The sequence below is a fragment of the Stenotrophomonas panacihumi genome (genome assembly GCF_001431645.1).
GTDB classification, from domain to species: Bacteria; Pseudomonadota; Gammaproteobacteria; order Xanthomonadales; family Xanthomonadaceae; genus Stenotrophomonas_A; species Stenotrophomonas_A panacihumi.
Genome location: NZ_LLXU01000060.1, coordinates 21906 through 37749, shown reverse-complemented (window position 1 = coordinate 37749; position 15844 = coordinate 21906). Strand labels below are relative to the sequence as shown.

General features: G+C 69.6%; 15 protein-coding genes. 7 read left to right on the top strand and 8 right to left on the bottom strand.

All coding sequences use genetic code 11. From position 1 onward, the window contains the following. Window positions 1-23: 23 nt before the first annotated feature. From ARC20_RS06115 to rlmKL, 4 genes are all read left to right on the top strand, one after another. Complete coding sequence (locus tag ARC20_RS06115; RefSeq protein WP_057645859.1) at window positions 24-515, top strand: MOSC domain-containing protein; 492 nt, start codon at window positions 24-26, stop codon at window positions 513-515. Beyond that, window positions 512-1039, top strand: coding sequence for an alpha/beta hydrolase (locus ARC20_RS06110; RefSeq protein WP_057645857.1), 528 nt, complete (start codon window positions 512-514; stop codon window positions 1037-1039). The genes ARC20_RS06115 and ARC20_RS06110 overlap by 4 nt, the downstream gene beginning before the upstream one ends. 2 nt (window positions 1040-1041) lie before the next feature. Continuing rightward, window positions 1042-1545 (top strand): GNAT family N-acetyltransferase, encoded by a 504-nt coding sequence (locus ARC20_RS06105; protein WP_057645855.1) that lies wholly within the window; start codon window positions 1042-1044, stop codon window positions 1543-1545. Between the two features lie 137 nt (window positions 1546-1682). Then, window positions 1683-3821: a bifunctional 23S rRNA (guanine(2069)-N(7))-methyltransferase RlmK/23S rRNA (guanine(2445)-N(2))-methyltransferase RlmL gene (gene rlmKL / locus ARC20_RS06100; RefSeq protein ID WP_057645854.1), complete on the top strand. Its 2139-nt coding sequence runs from the start codon at window positions 1683-1685 to the stop codon at window positions 3819-3821. Window positions 3822-3872: 51 nt separating this feature from the next. Here rlmKL and ARC20_RS06095 read toward each other — a convergent pair whose 3' ends face one another. From ARC20_RS06095 to ARC20_RS06070, 6 genes are all read right to left on the bottom strand, one after another. Then, window positions 3873-4886: an aromatic ring-hydroxylating oxygenase subunit alpha gene (locus ARC20_RS06095; protein ID WP_081418057.1), complete on the bottom strand. Its 1014-nt coding sequence runs from the start codon at window positions 4884-4886 to the stop codon at window positions 3873-3875. Continuing rightward, a complete protein-coding gene (locus ARC20_RS06090) occupies window positions 4883-5983 on the bottom strand; it encodes a hypothetical protein (protein ID WP_237642516.1) in 1101 nt (366 codons plus the stop codon). The genes ARC20_RS06095 and ARC20_RS06090 overlap by 4 nt, the downstream gene beginning before the upstream one ends. Next, window positions 5980-6957: an ATP-grasp domain-containing protein gene (locus ARC20_RS06085; RefSeq protein WP_237642515.1), complete on the bottom strand. Its 978-nt coding sequence runs from the start codon at window positions 6955-6957 to the stop codon at window positions 5980-5982. The genes ARC20_RS06090 and ARC20_RS06085 overlap by 4 nt, the downstream gene beginning before the upstream one ends. 179 nt (window positions 6958-7136) lie before the next feature. Beyond that, the gene (locus ARC20_RS06080) at window positions 7137-7997 is read right to left on the bottom strand and encodes an MBL fold metallo-hydrolase (RefSeq protein ID WP_237642514.1); all 861 of its coding nucleotides are present in this window, start codon (window positions 7995-7997) and stop codon (window positions 7137-7139) included. Next, window positions 7963-8955, bottom strand: a complete 993-nt coding sequence (locus tag ARC20_RS06075; protein ID WP_057645847.1) for an NAD-dependent epimerase/dehydratase family protein — start codon at window positions 8953-8955, stop codon at window positions 7963-7965. Before ARC20_RS06075 ends, ARC20_RS06080 begins: the two co-directional genes overlap by 35 nt. After that, complete coding sequence (locus ARC20_RS06070; RefSeq protein ID WP_057645845.1) at window positions 8955-9974, bottom strand: 3-oxoacyl-[acyl-carrier-protein] synthase III C-terminal domain-containing protein; 1020 nt, start codon at window positions 9972-9974, stop codon at window positions 8955-8957. The genes ARC20_RS06075 and ARC20_RS06070 overlap by 1 nt, the downstream gene beginning before the upstream one ends. 29 nt (window positions 9975-10003) lie before the next feature. Between ARC20_RS06070 and ARC20_RS06065 the strand changes: the two genes are divergently transcribed. Continuing rightward, window positions 10004-10849, top strand: coding sequence for a helix-turn-helix domain-containing protein (locus ARC20_RS06065; protein WP_237642513.1), 846 nt, complete (start codon window positions 10004-10006; stop codon window positions 10847-10849). Here the strand turns inward: ARC20_RS06065 and ARC20_RS06060 are convergent. Further along, window positions 10846-12147 carry a DUF445 domain-containing protein gene (locus ARC20_RS06060; RefSeq protein WP_057645841.1) on the bottom strand — a complete coding sequence of 434 codons (1302 nt, stop codon included), beginning with the start codon at window positions 12145-12147 and terminating at the stop codon, window positions 10846-10848. The genes ARC20_RS06065 and ARC20_RS06060 overlap by 4 nt on opposite strands. 46 nt (window positions 12148-12193) lie before the next feature. After that, window positions 12194-13561, bottom strand: coding sequence for an omega-aminotransferase AptA (aptA, locus tag ARC20_RS06055; protein WP_057645839.1), 1368 nt, complete (start codon window positions 13559-13561; stop codon window positions 12194-12196). A 146-nt stretch (window positions 13562-13707) separates the two neighbouring features. Between aptA and ARC20_RS06050 the strand changes: the two genes are divergently transcribed. Both ARC20_RS06050 and ARC20_RS06045 read left to right on the top strand, forming a co-directional pair. Further along, a complete protein-coding gene (locus ARC20_RS06050) occupies window positions 13708-14253 on the top strand; it encodes a cupin domain-containing protein (protein WP_057645836.1) in 546 nt (181 codons plus the stop codon). Between the two features lie 21 nt (window positions 14254-14274). After that, window positions 14275-15774 (top strand): aldehyde dehydrogenase, encoded by a 1500-nt coding sequence (locus tag ARC20_RS06045; RefSeq protein ID WP_057645833.1) that lies wholly within the window; start codon window positions 14275-14277, stop codon window positions 15772-15774. Window positions 15775-15844 lie beyond the last annotated feature (70 nt).

Here is a 15844-nt window from a genome sequence, read left to right as displayed (position 1 = left end):
GCGCGGATGCTAGCATTCACGCCATGCCCCTGAATCCCGAAAGCCCGCTCGCCAAGCTGATGGCGAACCTGCCGCAACGCGGCCGCGTCGACTGGATCGGCCTGCGTCCTTCGCGCGCGCTGCCGATGCAGGTGGTCGATGAAGCCGAAGCGTCCACCGGCGGTGGCCTGGCCGGCGACCGCTACGCCGGCGGCAGCGGCAAGCGCGGCATCACCCTGATCCAGGCCGAACACCTGCCGGCGATCGCCGCGCTGTCCGGCCACGATGCCGTCGCCCCCGCCACGCTGCGGCGCAACCTGGTGGTCTCCGGCATTCCGCTGATCGCGCTGAAGGGCCGGCGCTTCCGCATCGGCGAAGTGGAGCTGGAAGGCACCGAGCCGTGCGATCCGTGCTCGCGCATGGAGGACGCGCTCGGCGCGGGCGGCTACAACGCCATGCGCGGCCATGGCGGCCTGTGCGCGCGCATCGTGCGCGGCGGCGTCGTGCATGTCGGTGACGAGGTGCAGGCGCTGTGAGCCGCGGTCACTGCATTCTGTCGCACGGTTTCGAAAGCGGCCCGGACGCCACCAAGGTCACCGCGCTGGCCGAAGTCGCCGAACGCCTGGGCTGGACCCACGAGCGCCCGGACTACACCGACCTGGACGCACGCCGCGAGGTCAGCGTCGTCGGCGACGTCGAGGCCCGCTGGCAACGCCTGCTCGACCGCGCGCGCCTCGCCGCCGCGAAGGGGCCGGTGGTGCTGGGCGGTTCCAGCCTCGGCGCCTACATCTCCGCGCAGGTTTCGCTGCAGGTGCCCACCGCCGCCCTGTTCCTGATGGTGCCGCCCACGCGCATGGGACCGCTGCCGGCGCTCGACGCCGCCGACGTGCCGATCTCCGTGGTGCATGCCTGGCACGACGAACTGATCCCGGCCGGCGAAATCATCGCCTGGGCCCAGCAACGCTCGGCGCGGCTGCTGCTGGTGAACGACGAACACCGGCTGGCCGCCCACGTGGAAGCTTCCGCGCAGGCGTTCGAAAGCCTGCTGCGCGGGCTGTGAGCATGGAAGGCATCGTGTATCGCCCGGCCGCGCCGGCCGACTTCGAGGCGATCGAGGTACTGACCCTGGTCGCCTACTTCGACCAGCCCGACAGCCGCCACGACGAGCATGCCGCCATCGATGCACTGCGCCGCGACAGCGCGCTGTCCGCCTCGTGGGTGGCCGAGCACGAGGGGTACATCGTCGGCCACCTGGCCGCCTCGCCGGTGCAGCTCTCCGATGGCGGGCGAGGGTGGCATGCCCTTGGCCCGATGGCGGTGGGCCCCGGACACCGCGGGCAGGGCATCGGCGGCACCCTGCTGCGGCAGGTGCTGGCGCAGCTGGAAGGCACCGGCGCGGCCGGCTGCCTGGTGGTGGCCGCGCCGCGCGCGCTCTTCCAGGCCGCCGGCTTCGCGCCGGAGCCGGGCCTCACCCTCGACGGCGCCCCGCTGCTGGCCCGCACCTTCGGCGACCGCCTGCCGCCGCTGGCCGAGGTTTCGCTGCATCCGGCGCTCGCGGGCGGCTGAAGGCCGGCGCCCGCCGCACTGGCATTGCCGGCCGCGATGGCCGAACATGCGCCCCTCCGCGCGGCCCGGCCTGCCTGCCGCCGCTCCCTTCACGGCCCGCCGGCTACAACGGCCGGGCCCATCGATCCGCTGACCACGTGAAATTCTTCGCTTCCTGCGCCAAGGGCCTGGAGTACCTGCTGGCCGACGAACTGTCGGCGTTCGGGGCTGCCAAGGCGACCGCCACCATTGCCGGCGTCAATGCCGAGGGCAGCCTCGCCGACGCCCAGCGCGCCGTGCTGTGGTCACGCCTCGCCAGCCGCGTGCTGTGGCCGCTGGCCGAGTTCGACTGCCCTGACGAGGAGGCGCTGTACAACGGCGTGGCCGCCATCGACTGGCCCGAGCATCTTTCCCCGGGCCACACCGTGGCGGTGGACGCGCATGTCTCCGGCACCGCCATCACCCATGCGCGCTACGCCGCGCAGCGGGTCAAGGATGCGGTGGTGGACAGCATGCGCCAGCACGGGCTGGAGCGTCCCTCGGTGGACGTCGAACAGCCGGACCTGCGCTTGAACCTGTCCCTGCGCAAGGGTCGCGCCGTGCTGTCGGTGGACCTGGGCGGCGGCGCGCTGCACCGGCGCGGCTGGCGCCAGGCGCAGAACGAAGCGCCGTTGAAGGAGAACCTCGCCGCCGCCGTGCTGATGCGCGGCGGCTGGCCCAAGGCGTACCACGCCGGCGGCGGCCTGCTCGACCCGATGTGCGGCAGCGGCACGCTGCTGATCGAAGGCGCGCTGATGGCCGCCGACGTGGCGCCCGGCCTGCAGCGCCACATGGATCGCGTGCCGAGCCGCTGGCGCGGCTTCGACCGCGGCGCCTGGGAAGTGCTGGTCAACGAGGCCCGCGGCCGCGAGCGCATCGGCCGGGCCGGCCTGCGCCCGGCTTTCCATGGCAGCGACCTGGATCCGCGCGCGATTGCCAATGCCCGCGAGAATGCCGAAGTGGCCGGCGTCGCCGCCGCGCTGCAACTGCGCGTGCTGGATGTGGGCGCGCTCGCCTCGCCACCCGAAACCTCCGGCCTGGCCGTGTGCAACCCGCCTTACGACGAACGCCTTGCCGCCGACGCCGCGCTGTACCGGCAGCTGGGCAACGCGCTGCGTCGCGCGGTACCGAACTGGAAGGCCAGCCTGCTGTGCGGCGACGCGGAGCTGGCCATGGCCACCGGCCTGCGCGCGGCCAAGCGCTACCAGCTGTTCAACGGCGCGATCGAATGCGCGCTGATCGTCTGCGATCCGATCGCACCGCCGCAGCGCGAGGTGCCGGATGAGCCGCGCGCGCTCAGCGAAGGCGCGCAGATGGTGGCCAACCGCTTGCGCAAGAACCTGCAGAAGCTGAAGAAGTGGCGTGCGCGCGAGGGCGTTGAATGCTTCCGCGCCTACGATGCCGACCTGCCGGAGTACGCCGCGGCGATCGACGTCTACCAGGAAGCCGATGGTGCCCGTCGTACCTTCCTGCATGTGCAGGAATACGCCGCGCCGGCGACGATCCCGGAAGCCGACGTGCGCCGTCGCCGCAACGAGTTGCTCGCGGCCGCGCGCGAGGTCTTCCAGGTGCCGGCGGAGCAGTTGGCGCTGAAGTCGCGCGAGCGCGGCAAGGGCGGCAGCAAGTACGGCCGTTTCGAGCAGCGTGGCGAGTTCGTCCATGTGCGCGAGCATGGCGCGCTGCTGCAGGTGAATCTGTTCGACTATCTCGACACCGGCCTGTTCCTCGACCACCGCCCGCTGCGCGGGCAGATGGCGGCGCAGTCGCGCGGGCGGCGCTTCCTCAACCTGTTCTGCTACACCGGCGTGGCCAGCGTGGAAGCGGCCGTGGCCGGCGCGAGCGCGACGACCAGCGTGGATCTTTCCGGCACCTACCTGGAATGGTGCGCGCGCAACCTGGCGCTCAACGGCCATGCCGGCGCGCGCCACCAGCTGGTGCAGGCCGATGCATTGGCCTGGCTGGAAGCCGAGCGCGCGCAGTACGACGTGATCTTCTGCGACCCGCCGACGTTCTCCAACTCCGCGCGCGCGGAGGATTTCGACGTGCAGCGCGAGCACGTGCGCCTGCTGCGCGCGGCGATGGCGCGGCTGGCGATGGGCGGCGTGCTGTACTTCTCCAACAACTTCCGGCGGTTCAAGCTGGAGGAAAATGCGATCGCGGAGTTCGCGCGCTGCGAGGAGATCAGCGCGAAGACCATCGATCCGGATTTCGAGCGGAACGGGCGGATCCACCGGGCTTGGCGGTTGACGCATCCGTGAGGCCTTCCCCGTAACGGCCGACGAACGCGACGGCGGGGCAAGGCTCCCTGCCTAGATCATCATCTCGACCGTGCGTGTTGCCGTCGGCTCCGGAAGCTGGCCTTCGCGCCAGAAGCGTTCCAGCGGCGCGCGCACCACGTCCAGCGATGTCGAAGCAGCTCCGCGGGGTCCGAAGCGAGCCAGGTTGTTGGCTTGCAGCTTCAGCATGTGGACGTCCTGGTCATTGACCCGCTTGAGGAACGGCCACGCGAACAACCGCACGGCCCATGCCGGCGCCCAGCGGCCCTCCACGTGCAGGGCGACGAATACCTGCGTGGAGGTGGCATCGCGTGGCGTGAAATGGAGGTCGATCAGGATGCGGCTGCCGTTGGCGTAGCCGTACTCGAGCTGCGCGCTGCCAGGCGCGGCGAAGCGTGCGCGCTCGCGCACGCGGCGGCTCTCGAACAGGCGGTACAGCAGGCCGCTCTGTGCCGGAAGCCCTTCGTAGTCGACGGTGAAGCCTTCGTCCGTTCCCTGGAAGCTTGCGCGCGCCCGGACCCGTCCAGCGTCGCGCCGGACCAGCCCGGCATGGACGAAGTGCGTATGCATGGGGTCGAGGAAATTCTCCATGGCATCGATGACGTGCGCATGCCACACCGTTTGCCACTGGAAGCGACGCGTGGTGGCTTCCAGGCCGCGCACCAGTTCGGAAGGCGCCTCCAGCCCCTCCGCGGAGGGGCGCAGCCACAGGAAGCCATCGCGCTCCTGCACCGGGAATGCACGCACGCGAACCTCCGGCAGCGTCGCGCCCGGGGGCAGGCCAGGTACATGTTCCAGGCGGCCATCAGGGCCGAAGGCCCAGCCGTGGTAAGGACACGCCAGCCGTCCTTCCGTGCTGCAGCCCGCCGACAGTGGTGCATGCCGATGCGGGCAGCGATCCTCCAAGGCCATCCAGCGATCCGGACCCAGTCGTGCCAGCGCGATATGGGTATCGAGCACGGTGAGCGCGACGGGCTGGGCGTTGACGCACGAAGCCTGCGCCACTGCATACCAGTGGGTGTACAGCGAAGGATGCCAGGTGGTCATAGCTGGAAGTGATTCAACAGGGGGGCGCCGAGGCGGCGGGTGAGCAGCGAGAGTGCCGCCACCGCGGCGCGCGTGCGCCTGGGCAGGTGGCGGGTATAAACCGCGCTGTATTCAATCGCCGGCCGGCCGCCACGCAAACGCTTGAAGCCGGCGGCGCCCGCGCTGAAGTTCAAGCGCCAACCCTGCTGGAGGCTGCGGCGATACGCGCTTGCAGTCGCCAGCCGGTACAGGCCGTGGGCGCGGGGTTGCGCGGTGTCGTAGCCGACGATTGGCGACGTCGCCACGCAGCCCTGTCTAAACAATCCGACCACCGTCTGCAACACGCCATCGTCGGCGCGAAATCCGTGGAATTCCAGCAGGTCCGCGCGATGCCACCGCGCGAGGAAGTCCGCGCCATACATGGGGTTGAAGCGCGAGTACTTCGCGGTATAGAGCAGTGCGTACAGCTCGGCGATGCGCGCGTAATCCGCCTCGGTGATGCCGGTATCGTCGCAGTACGCCAGTGGCGTGCGCGCAAGCAGGCCGAGGTCTCGCTTGAGGTCCGCATGTCGCCGTGTACCTTGGGCCAGATCGTCGTAAAGCCATACCTGCCGGCTGACGACCAACTGGCAGCCGGCCCGCTGCAGGGCGTGTAGCCAGTCCGTGTTGTCCTGTGCGTTGAGAGAGCGAAACCACACCGCATGGCGCGGCCAACGCTGCACGGCTTCGTGGATGATCGCCGATATGTCGATGCCGGCCACGGAGGGATACAGGTTCGTGGAGAGCAGCCAGTTGTTCACCGTGACGGCCTGGTCCAGGCGCGTCGCCTCGCACAACAGTCCGCCCAGGGGGGAGAGGCTGGCGGCGAGGGGCGAGAGCGCACGGGGCAGGTAACGCGCGGCTTCTTCCGCTGCGCAGTCGGCATAGGTGCTGCGGGGGGAACATACCCATGCATCGCCAGCGTGGCTGTCGTGCACGGTCACGGGCAACGGGCCGGCGGTCGTCTCGATCCGCTCCACGCGGGCGTGGAGGTTGGGAATCAACGAGGAAACGGGTCGCCGTTCGTGGATCGCCTGGAAGGCGCGGGCTTGCGCTGCGAATCGGTCGTGGTCGCTCACCGCACTTGCTCCAGTGGCTCGCCATCCCATTCAATGTCGTGCGTGGAGGCTTGGCGCAGGCTGCAGCGATCGCGCACGGCCAGGCCGGCATAGGCCGCCAGATCGGCGAGCGCTCCCAACGCCGGAGCGCGGTCACCCGGAGCAGTGATGACGTCCGTGGCACGCTGCCAGTCAGCACGCCACTGCGCGATTGCCCCATGGCGTCGCGCATGGAGCAAGCCGGGGCCCAGCATCACGGGCGCGATCATGCGTGGGGTTGTGGCGGGCATCTGGCGCGCGACCGTTTCGCCCAGCAACGCGTCCGGCAGCGCCGCCTCGCGCGAGAAAAGGTGCAGGCCACTGGTCGCGCGCGGATTGCACTCCAGCGCCCGCGCCACGCCATCACGGCCGACGATCCAGTCGAGCGAGAGCTGCCCTGTGTAGCCGATGCCGCGGACCAGCGATGCCACCGCCTCCTGCATGCCGGCAGGAAACGCCACCGGCTCGAAGTAGTAGCTGGCGCTGCGCCCGAGCCGGTAGCGGGGGCGGTACGCCGCATGCGCGAGCACCTGCCCGCGGTGGGCGATCGCATACGAGCACAGTTCATCGCCGCGTTGCAGGGACTGCACGACCCAGTGACCCAACGCCCGCAGCGGCGCCGCGTTCGCCGGAATGCCGTCCGGAAACAGCCGGACATGCACGCCGAAACGGGAGAATTCCGGCTTGAGCACTACCGCGGCTCCGCCTGCCCATTCGCGCGCCGCATCGAGGCTGCCCACGCGGGCGCTTTCCGGCACCGGCATGCCGTGCTCGCGCGCCAGCGCCAGGAAGGCCCATTTGCTGTGCAGCGCGGAAAGAAGATCGAAGTAGTCCACCGCCACCCGCAATTCACGGGGAAGCGCAGGGCGGTGACGTGACAGGTGGAGTGCCTCCTCGCAGGTAGGCAGCAGCAGGTCGATGCGTTGCGAGCGGACGATGCGCGCGAGGTCATCCACGAATTGGCGCGGCGCCCAGCGCGGTGGCGCAATGGAATGACCCGCATGGACCGAAGACGACCAGGTGGAGAGCCGGCAAGGCACGCTGTCTGCGACATGTACCTGCCAACCTTGGGCGTGGAAGCGCCGCGCGTGGTCCAACGCCACTGGCGCGCGGCCCCCCAGGATCAGCACCCGTCTCACGGCGCCGCCTCGCGTTGCGGACGCCATTCGTGGCAATGCGACGGGACGAGCCGCAGGGCAGGCCACGCATGGTGCAGGGCATGAAGCCGCGCCAGCGTGTCGCGCCAGGCGGCCGTGTCACCCAGCCAACCCGTGACGACGGCAGGCGGCGGGACGTTGTCGCGGATGGCCTGGCTTGACCAGCTCGCATCGGCGACCAGGAACACCGGGCCACCGGCCGCCTCGAACAGCGCGCCGTAGTGGCCGGCCGCATGCCCAGGCAGTGGAACGAGCAACAGGCTGCCATCACCAAACAGATCGAAGCTTCGACCGAAGCCCTGGAGCGGGGCAGGGGGGCTCCCCGCCGGCAGGTCTTCGAACCATTGCAACGAGCGAGGGGCGACGCCCGCCACCAGGCCAGGCAGCAGGCCGAGCCGCAACGCGTCCAGGCGTGGCCGCGCATGCAGGTCATCCCAGGCCTCGCGTGCGCAGGCGATGCGCGCGTGGGGGAAGTCGGCCAGGCCGCCGATATGGTCGCCATGCAGGTGCGAGACCACGACCCAGGCGATGTCGCGAGGGCCAATGCCGTCGCGTGCGAGCTGGGCGACCAGGGATTCGCCTTCCTGGAGGTGGACCGGGGTCACCATCCGGTACAGGCGTTCCGGGAAAGCCCGCGTGGCGCGCAGGAAATGCGCGGAGTAGCCGGTATCAAAGAGGATCCAGCCATGGCGCGGATGCCGCAGCAGCGATACCAGCGCGGGGAACGTGCAAGTACGCAGTGAACCCCCGCGCCGCGTGGCCAGCTCGGGGTGGCGGCAATGGCCGGCTTCGTAAAGGCGCCAATCAAGCAAGGTCATGGGTACGCCACCATCGTGCATAACGCTCCAGCCCTGCACGCAGGTCGCCTTGGGGCTGGTAGTGCAGTTCGCGGCGCGCGCGGCCGATGTCCAGCGTCTGCGAGTAGCCGATCACGCCCAGTCCATAGCGGCTCAGGCGAGGCTCCGGGCAACCGGGGGTGAGCCGTGCGCGCCATTCGGCCAAACCGGCCAGCGCCAGCATCGGCGCACGAGGCAGCGGGACCAGGCGGACATCCCTCTCCAGTGCCTGGAACAGCATCTCCAGCAGATCACGCACGCGGACGGGCGCGCCATCGCTGACGTTGTAGGCCCGGCCGTCGCCGGGGACGTCGGCATCGATGCACTGCGCGATGAGCCCGACCAGATTGTCGATATGGGTCACGTCGATGAGTGCACGCCCCTGGTTCACCAGCGGAAACCACCCGCGCGAGGCGACCGCCAACAGGCGCGGCAGGATCGCGCGGTCGCCCTCGCCATAGACCGCGCGAGGCCGCAGCACCAACGCAGGCAAACCGTTGGCGGCGGCTTCGCGCACGCGCTCCTCCGACAGCCACTTGCTCTGCGCGTAGGCGGTGATCCATCGATGCGGTGGCGAGAATGTCTCGCCCAGGTCGAGCTGGTCGCGGAAACGGAAGTAGATGCTGGGCGAGCCGAGGTGGATGAAGCGGCGCAGCCCACCGGCGCGCGCAATCGCCAGCAGGCGGGTGGTCGCCTCGACGTTGGCACGATGGAAATCTTCCGGGCGTCCCCATGGGGCGGACAGCGCGGCGCAATGCACTACCACGTCGCGATCGACAAGCAACGCACGCAGGTCGTCGTGCGCCAGATCGGCGACTTGCGTGTCCATGGCGTTGCCCAGGGCTTGCAACCGCCCGGCATCGCGCCCGGTCGCGCGCACGTCATGTCCCTCGGCGGCAAGGCGTCGCGCCACATGCGCACCGACGAACCCGGAAGCCCCGGTCACCAGGATGCGCGCCATCAGTAACGCAGCACCGCGCCGGCAAATGACAGCCCCGCGCCGGAGCCCACCATCGCGAACAGGTCGCCGCGGCGAAGCCTGCCTGTCTCGATGGCGTGATGCAGCGCGAGGGGAATCGAGGCGGCCATCTGGTTGCCGTTGGTCTCCAGGATGCGTACCAGCGTGCCTGATGGCAGGCGCAATGCGCGCTGGAGGTGGTCGAGCGCCTTGACGCTGGCCTGGTGCGGGATCATGCAGGCGAGGTCGCCGACACTGACGCCGGCGCGCTGGAACAGCCCTCGCATGAAGCCCGGCAGCTTTTGTGCGGCCAGCCGATAGGTGGCCCGGCCGGACATCTCGAAGCGGCTGGCAGCCAGGAAGGCGGCAGGGTCATCGGCCACGCGCAGTCGTGTTCCGCCCGCCCGCACCCGGCAGAACTCGGCGCCCTCGCTGAAGGTCTCCATGTGGGTAGCCAGAAGGGCCGAGTCGTCGCCGGGTGCGGCGGCTTCGAGTACTACGGCCGCGCCGCCGTCGCCGAACAGTGCGGCGGTGTCCTCGTCGGAACCGTCCAGCCCGGCCGAGGCGATTTCGCCCGCGACCAGCAGCACGCGGCGATAGCGGCCCGCCGCCATGGCGGCAGCGACCAGATCCAGCGCGACCAGGAAGCCCAGGCAGGTCGCGTTGACGTCGAACGCGGGGATGCCACTGCCGGCCAGGCCGAGTTCGCGGTGCACGAGCACGGCGGTACAAGGGATGGCCTGTTCCATGACGCCGGCTACGCTGACCACGGCATCGAGCTCGTCCGCCGCCACGCCGGCCCGGGCCAGCGCATCGCGCGCGGCCGCCGCGGCCATGCGTGAGGCGGTCTCGTCGGGGCCGGCGAAGCAGCGGTGGTCGATGCCTACGTGCCGGCGCGTCCAGCCTTCGGGTTTACCCCAGCGCTGGTCGAACTGCGTCGATTCGATGCGCCGCGAGGGACGGTACTCACCGGTGCCGAGAATGCGCAACGGGAGGGGAACGGAACGGGTTGCCGATTGCATGTTTCGCCGGGTCCTGTGGCGGGGTGGCTGTGAGCCTGCGCAGCGTCGTCGCGCAGGACAAGCCTTCGCTGCGCGGACCGCAGCCGGCGTTCGATACGGTATCAAATGGTGATACCGTTCGGGCCTCCCGACACCCATGGGTTGCCATGTCCGGCTCCAAGCTGATCCTCGGTGCGATCCGTGAACAGCTTCGGCTGCAGGGCGTCACCTACCGCGACCTGGCGATGGCCCTGGGGGTAAGTGAGCCGACCGTCAAACGCGACTTGAGCCGGGGCAACTTCTCCCTGGACCGCCTGGATCGGATCTGCGAGGTGCTGGGCATCGGCCTGGACGACCTGGTGCGTGGCGAGCAGGGGAGCGGCCTGCTGAAGGAGCTCGACGACCGCCAGGAAGCCGAGCTCATCGCCGATACGCCCCTGCTGCTGGTGACCTACCTGGTGCTCAACGATTGGAAGTTCGACGAGATCCTCGCGGCGTTCCGGTTCGACGAGAACGCGCTGGTCTCGCTGCTCCTGCGGCTCGATGCCATGAAACTGATCGATTACCGCCCGCCGGATCGTATGCGAAAGCTCACCGCGCGCAATTTTTCATGGCGCAAGGACGGCCCGGTGCACCGCTACTTCATCTCGCGCATCCTGCCTGAATTCTTCGCCGCGCCCTTCGACCGCCCCGTGGATGGCTTCCACTTCATGGCCGGCATGCTCTCCCACGGTTCCATGCGCTACATGGCGGGCGAGCTGCAGCGGTTGGCCCGCGAGTTCGACGTCCTGGCGCGCAAGGACGCCACCTTGCCGCTGGACGCGCGCGATGGCTGCAGCGCGGTCATGGCAATCCGCCATTGGGAATATTCGGAGTTCACCCGGATCCGCCGCTAGGCGGCAGGCAACCCCACCGACAACGCATGCAGCAGCAACCCGATCAACCCGCCCACCAGCGTGCCGTTGAAACGGATGTACTGCAGGTCGCGGCCCACGCTCAGCTCCAGCTGGTCCACCAGGTGGCGTTCGTCCCAGCCCTTCATCGTCGAGGCGATGTGCTCGGTGACCGAGCTGCGCAGGCGGGTGGTCAGGCGCTCGGCCGCGTCGAGCATGTGCGTGTTGAGCGCCTCGCGCAGCGCCGGGTCGCGCGCCAAGGCCTGCGCCAAGCCCTGCAGCGACTGCTCCAGGTGACGCGCGATGCCCGAATCCGCGCGCTCCAGGTCCTGCCGCAGCGCGGCGTGGATGCGCGCCCATAGCCCCTGGATGTAGTCCTGCAGGGCAGGGTGGTCGATGGCCTGCTGCTTGAGCTCCTCCACTCGCGCAGCGAGTTGCGGGTCTTCGCGCAGCCGCACCACGTAGGCCTGCAGCCAGCGCTCGTAATCCTGGCGCAGCGGGTGTTGCGGCGTGGTCAGCACTTCCTGCAGCTCTTCCAGCGCGGCGCGGGCCAGGCGCTCGGCGAGACTGTCGCCGATCTCCTCCACCGGCTTCACCCAGTCCACCGTGTCCATCAGCTTGGGCCACTCGCGCCGCGCATAGCGCACGATCAACTGCGACACGCGCGCCTTCACCGCCTCGTTGTCCAGCCAACGGCCCAGCCGCTGCAGCGCTTCGTCGAGCAGCTGCTGGTGGCGGCCGTCGGCGGTGAGCAGGCCGAGCACGTCGCCGGCCGTGGCCGCCGCGTTCCACTGCCGCAGGCGTTCGACCACGAAGCGCTGGATCGCGCGCCGCACCGCCTGCTCGTCGAGCAGGTCCAGCGCCTGCAGCAGCCAGCCACGCCCCATGTCGGCCAGCATGCGCGCCTGCGTCGGTTGCGCCAGCCACTGCGCCAGGCGCGTGGCCGGGTCGAATGTGCGCATTTTCTCCAACAGCGCGTCAGGCGCGAGGAAGTGGTCGCGCACGAACACCGCCAGGCCATCGGCGAGGCGGTCCTTGCCGCGCGGCAGGATGGCGGTGTGCGGGATCGGCAGGCCCAGCGGCCGGCGAAACAACGCCACCACCGCGAACCAGTCCGCCAGCGCGCCGACCGTGGCTGCCTCGCAGAAGGCCGCCACCCACGCCCAGGCGCCGTGCTGGCCCATCAGGTGGCTGAGCACGAAGCCGGCCAGCATCAGCAATAGCAGGCCGGTGGCGAGGGCACGCATGCGCCGCAGTTCGGCGCGGCGCGGGTCGGAGGCGTTCAGGGCACTCGTCGTCATGCCGCGCAGTGTACGCAGGCGGCGATGATGCGTTCGTGCAGCGCGGTCATTCCACTTTCCGGATCGTCTCGCCCAGCACGTTGACGATGCGCTCGATCTGCGCCGGTTCGATGATCAGTGGGGGCGAAAGCGCGATGGTGTCGCCGGTGACGCGCACCAGCAGGTCGCCTTCATGGAAGGCGCGCTCGAACACCTCGTAACCGCGCGCACCCGGCGCGCCTTCGCGTGGCGCCAGTTCGATGGCGCCAATCAACCCGAAGTTGCGCAGGTCGATCACGTTCGGCGCCCCCTTCAGCGACTGGATCGCCCGCTCCCAATGGCCGGCCAGTTCGATGGCACGCTCGAACAGCTGCTCTTCGGCATAGGTATCCAGCGTCGCCAGTGCCGCCGCGCAGGCCAGCGGATGGCCGGAGTACGTATACCCGTGGAAAAACTCGATGGCACCCGGTGGCCCGTGCATGAACGTCTCGTGCACCGCATCGGCGACGAACACCGCGCCCATCGGCACGCTGCCGTTGGTGAGGCCCTTGGCGGTGGTCATCAGGTCTGGCGTGACGCCGAAGCGCTGCGCGGCAAACGCCTTGCCGACGCGGCCGAAGCCGGTGATCACCTCGTCGAACACCAGCAGGATGCCGTGGCGGTCGCAGATCTCGCGCAGCCGCTGCAAATAACCTTCCGGCGGCAGCACCACGCCGGCCGAGCCACTGATCGGTTCGACGAACACCGCCGCGATGGTCGAGGCATCGTGCAGCGCGATCAGCCGCTCCAGGTCCTCTGCCAGCTCCACGCCGTGCTTCGGCAGGCCGGGCGTGAACGCGTTGCGCTGCAGGTCCAGCGTGTGGCGCAGGTGGTCCACGCCGGCCAGCAGCGGCCCGAACCACTTGCGGTTGTTCGGCAGCCCGCCGATCGACATGCCACCGAAGCCCACGCCGTGGTACGCCTTCTCGCGCCCGATGAACTTGGTGCGCTGCCCTTCGCCGCGTGCGCGGTGGTAGGCCAGGGCAATCTTCATTGCGCTGTCCACCGCCTCCGAGCCGGAGTTGGTGAAGAACACGTGCTGCAGCCCGGGCGGGGCAATCTCCGCCAGCCGCTCGGCGAGCACGAACGGCAGCGGCGAGCCCATCTGGAAGGTGGGCGCGAAATCCAGGGTGGCCGCCTGCTGCTGGATCGCCCCGACGATGCGTTCGCGCGCGTGCCCCGCGTTGCAGCACCACAGGCCCGCGGCGCCATCGAGGATCTGCCGCCCCTCCACGTCGCGGTAGTACATGCCCTGCGCCGAAGCCAGCAGGCGCGGGCGCGCCTTGAACTGGCGGTTGGCGGTGAACGGCATCCAGAACGCCTCCATCGAGGCCGGCGCCTGCAGCGACTGGCGGGCGTACTCGCCCTCGGCGCGATGCGTGGAATCACTGCCCATGACGTGCTCCCGGTAAGCCGGCCGGGCCGGCGGGTCGTTGAAAAAACTTTACACCAGCCCGGGCCCGGACGGCGGGTTGCGCGGCCCGGGGCGTCGGTGTGTAAAGTATCCGCAACACGACAGGCCCGGGATCGACCCACAAGGCAATGGATATCGGAGCACGCCTGCAACTGGTGCGCACCGGGCGCGGCCTGAGCCAGCGTGAGCTGGCCAAGCGCGTCGGGGTCACCAACAGCACGATCTCGCTGATCGAGCAGAACAAGGTCAGCCCCTCGGTGGCCTCGCTGAAGAAGGTGCTCGACGGCATCCCGATCTCGCTGGCGGACTTCTTCACCCACGACCTGGAGATCGCCGCCGATACCCCGTTCTACGCCGCGGGCGAACAGCCCGACGTGGGCAACGACGGCATCCATTACTACCTCGTCGGCCAGCGCCGCCCGCAGCGGCGCATGTGCATCCTGCGCGAAGTGATGCCGCCCGGCAGCGACACCGGCGAGAGCATGCTCAACCACGAAGGCGAGGAGGGCGGCGTCATCGTCGCCGGCACCGTGGAAGTCACCGTGGGCCACCAGGTGCGCGTGCTGCGCGCGGGCGAGGCCTACTATTTCGAAAGCCGCGTGCCGCATCGCTTCCGCAATATCGGCGAGGACGAGGCGGTGATCGTCAGCGCCAATACCCCGGCCACGTTCTGAACCCCGACCCGGAGACACGCCATGCGCACGCCCAAGACCCGAGAAGACTGGCAGGCCCTGGCCGACACGCTGCGCCCGGAAACGCGCGCCTTCATTGACGGGCGCTACGTGGACGCGGCCAGCGGCGCGACCTTCGAATGCCGCAGCCCGATCGATGGCCGCGTGCTCGGCCAGGTGGCCGAGGGCGGGGAAGAGGACATCAATCGCGCGGTCGCCGCCGCGCGCCGCAGCTTCGAGGCGGGTGCGTGGTCGCGCGCCACGCCAGTGCATCGCAAGCGCACGCTGCAGAAGTTCGCCCAATTGGTGGAAGCGCATGCGGACGAGCTGGCGCTGCTGGAATCGCTGGACATGGGCAAGCCGGTGCGCGATGCGCGCAGCGTGGATATCGCCGCCAGCGTGCGCTGCTTGAACTGGACGGCCGAGGCGATCGACAAGGTGTATGGCGAAGTCGCGCCCACCGGGATCGACGAACTCGGGCTGATCACCCGCGAACCGCTCGGCGTGGTGGGCGCCATCGTGCCGTGGAATTTCCCGCTGCTGATGGCCAGCTGGAAGATCGCCCCGGCGCTGGCCGCGGGCAATTCGGTGGTGCTGAAGCCTTCGGAGAAGTCCCCGCTGAGCGCGATCCGCGTCGCCGCGCTGGCCGCCGAGGCGGGTATTCCGGATGGCGTGTTCAACGTGGTGCCGGGCTTCGGCAAGGGCGCGGGCGAGCCGCTGGCGCTGCACATGGACGTGGACGGGCTGGTGTTCACCGGTTCCACCGCCGTGGGCCGGCGCCTGCTGCAGTGCGCCGGGCTGTCGAATATGAAACGCGCCTACATGGAATGCGGCGGCAAGAGCCCGAACCTGGTGTTCGCCGATGCGCCGGACCTGGACCGCGCCGCCGAAGCCGCCGCCAGCGCGATCTTCTACAACCAGGGCGAGGTGTGCACGGCCGCTTCGCGGCTGCTGGTGGAGCGGTCGATCAAGGACGAGTTCGTCGCCCGCGTGGTGGCCGCCGGCCGGCGCATGCAGCCGCGTCATCCGTTCGACCCGGACGCGGCCATGGGTGCGCTGGTGGATGAGACCCAGACCGGCCGCGTGCTCGACTACATCGCCAAGGGCAGCGCGGAAGGCGCGCGCCTGTTGCTCGGCGGGCAGCGCGCCGAGGTGGTGGAAGGTGGCAGCTACGTCGAGCCGACCGTGTTCGATGAAGTGGACCCGGCCCACGCCATCGCCCGCGAGGAAATCTTCGGGCCGGTGCTGGCGGTGATGGCCTTCGAAGACGAGGCGCAGGCGCTGCGCATCGCCAACGACAGCGAGTACGGCCTGGCCGCCGGCGTGTGGACGCGCGACATCTCGCGCGCCCATCGCGTGGCCCGCGCGCTGCGCGCAGGCAGCGTCTGGGTGAACTACTGGGACGGCGGCGACATGACCGCGCCGTTCGGGGGTTACAAGCAGTCCGGCAATGGCCGCGACAAATCACTGCACGCTTTCGACAAGTACACCGAGATGAAAGCCACCTGGATCAACCTGGCCTGAGCCGCCGGCGATGGTTGCGAAAGCAACCGTAGCGGGCAGGGTGGTCCCCTATCTGACAGAATCCGGCGAT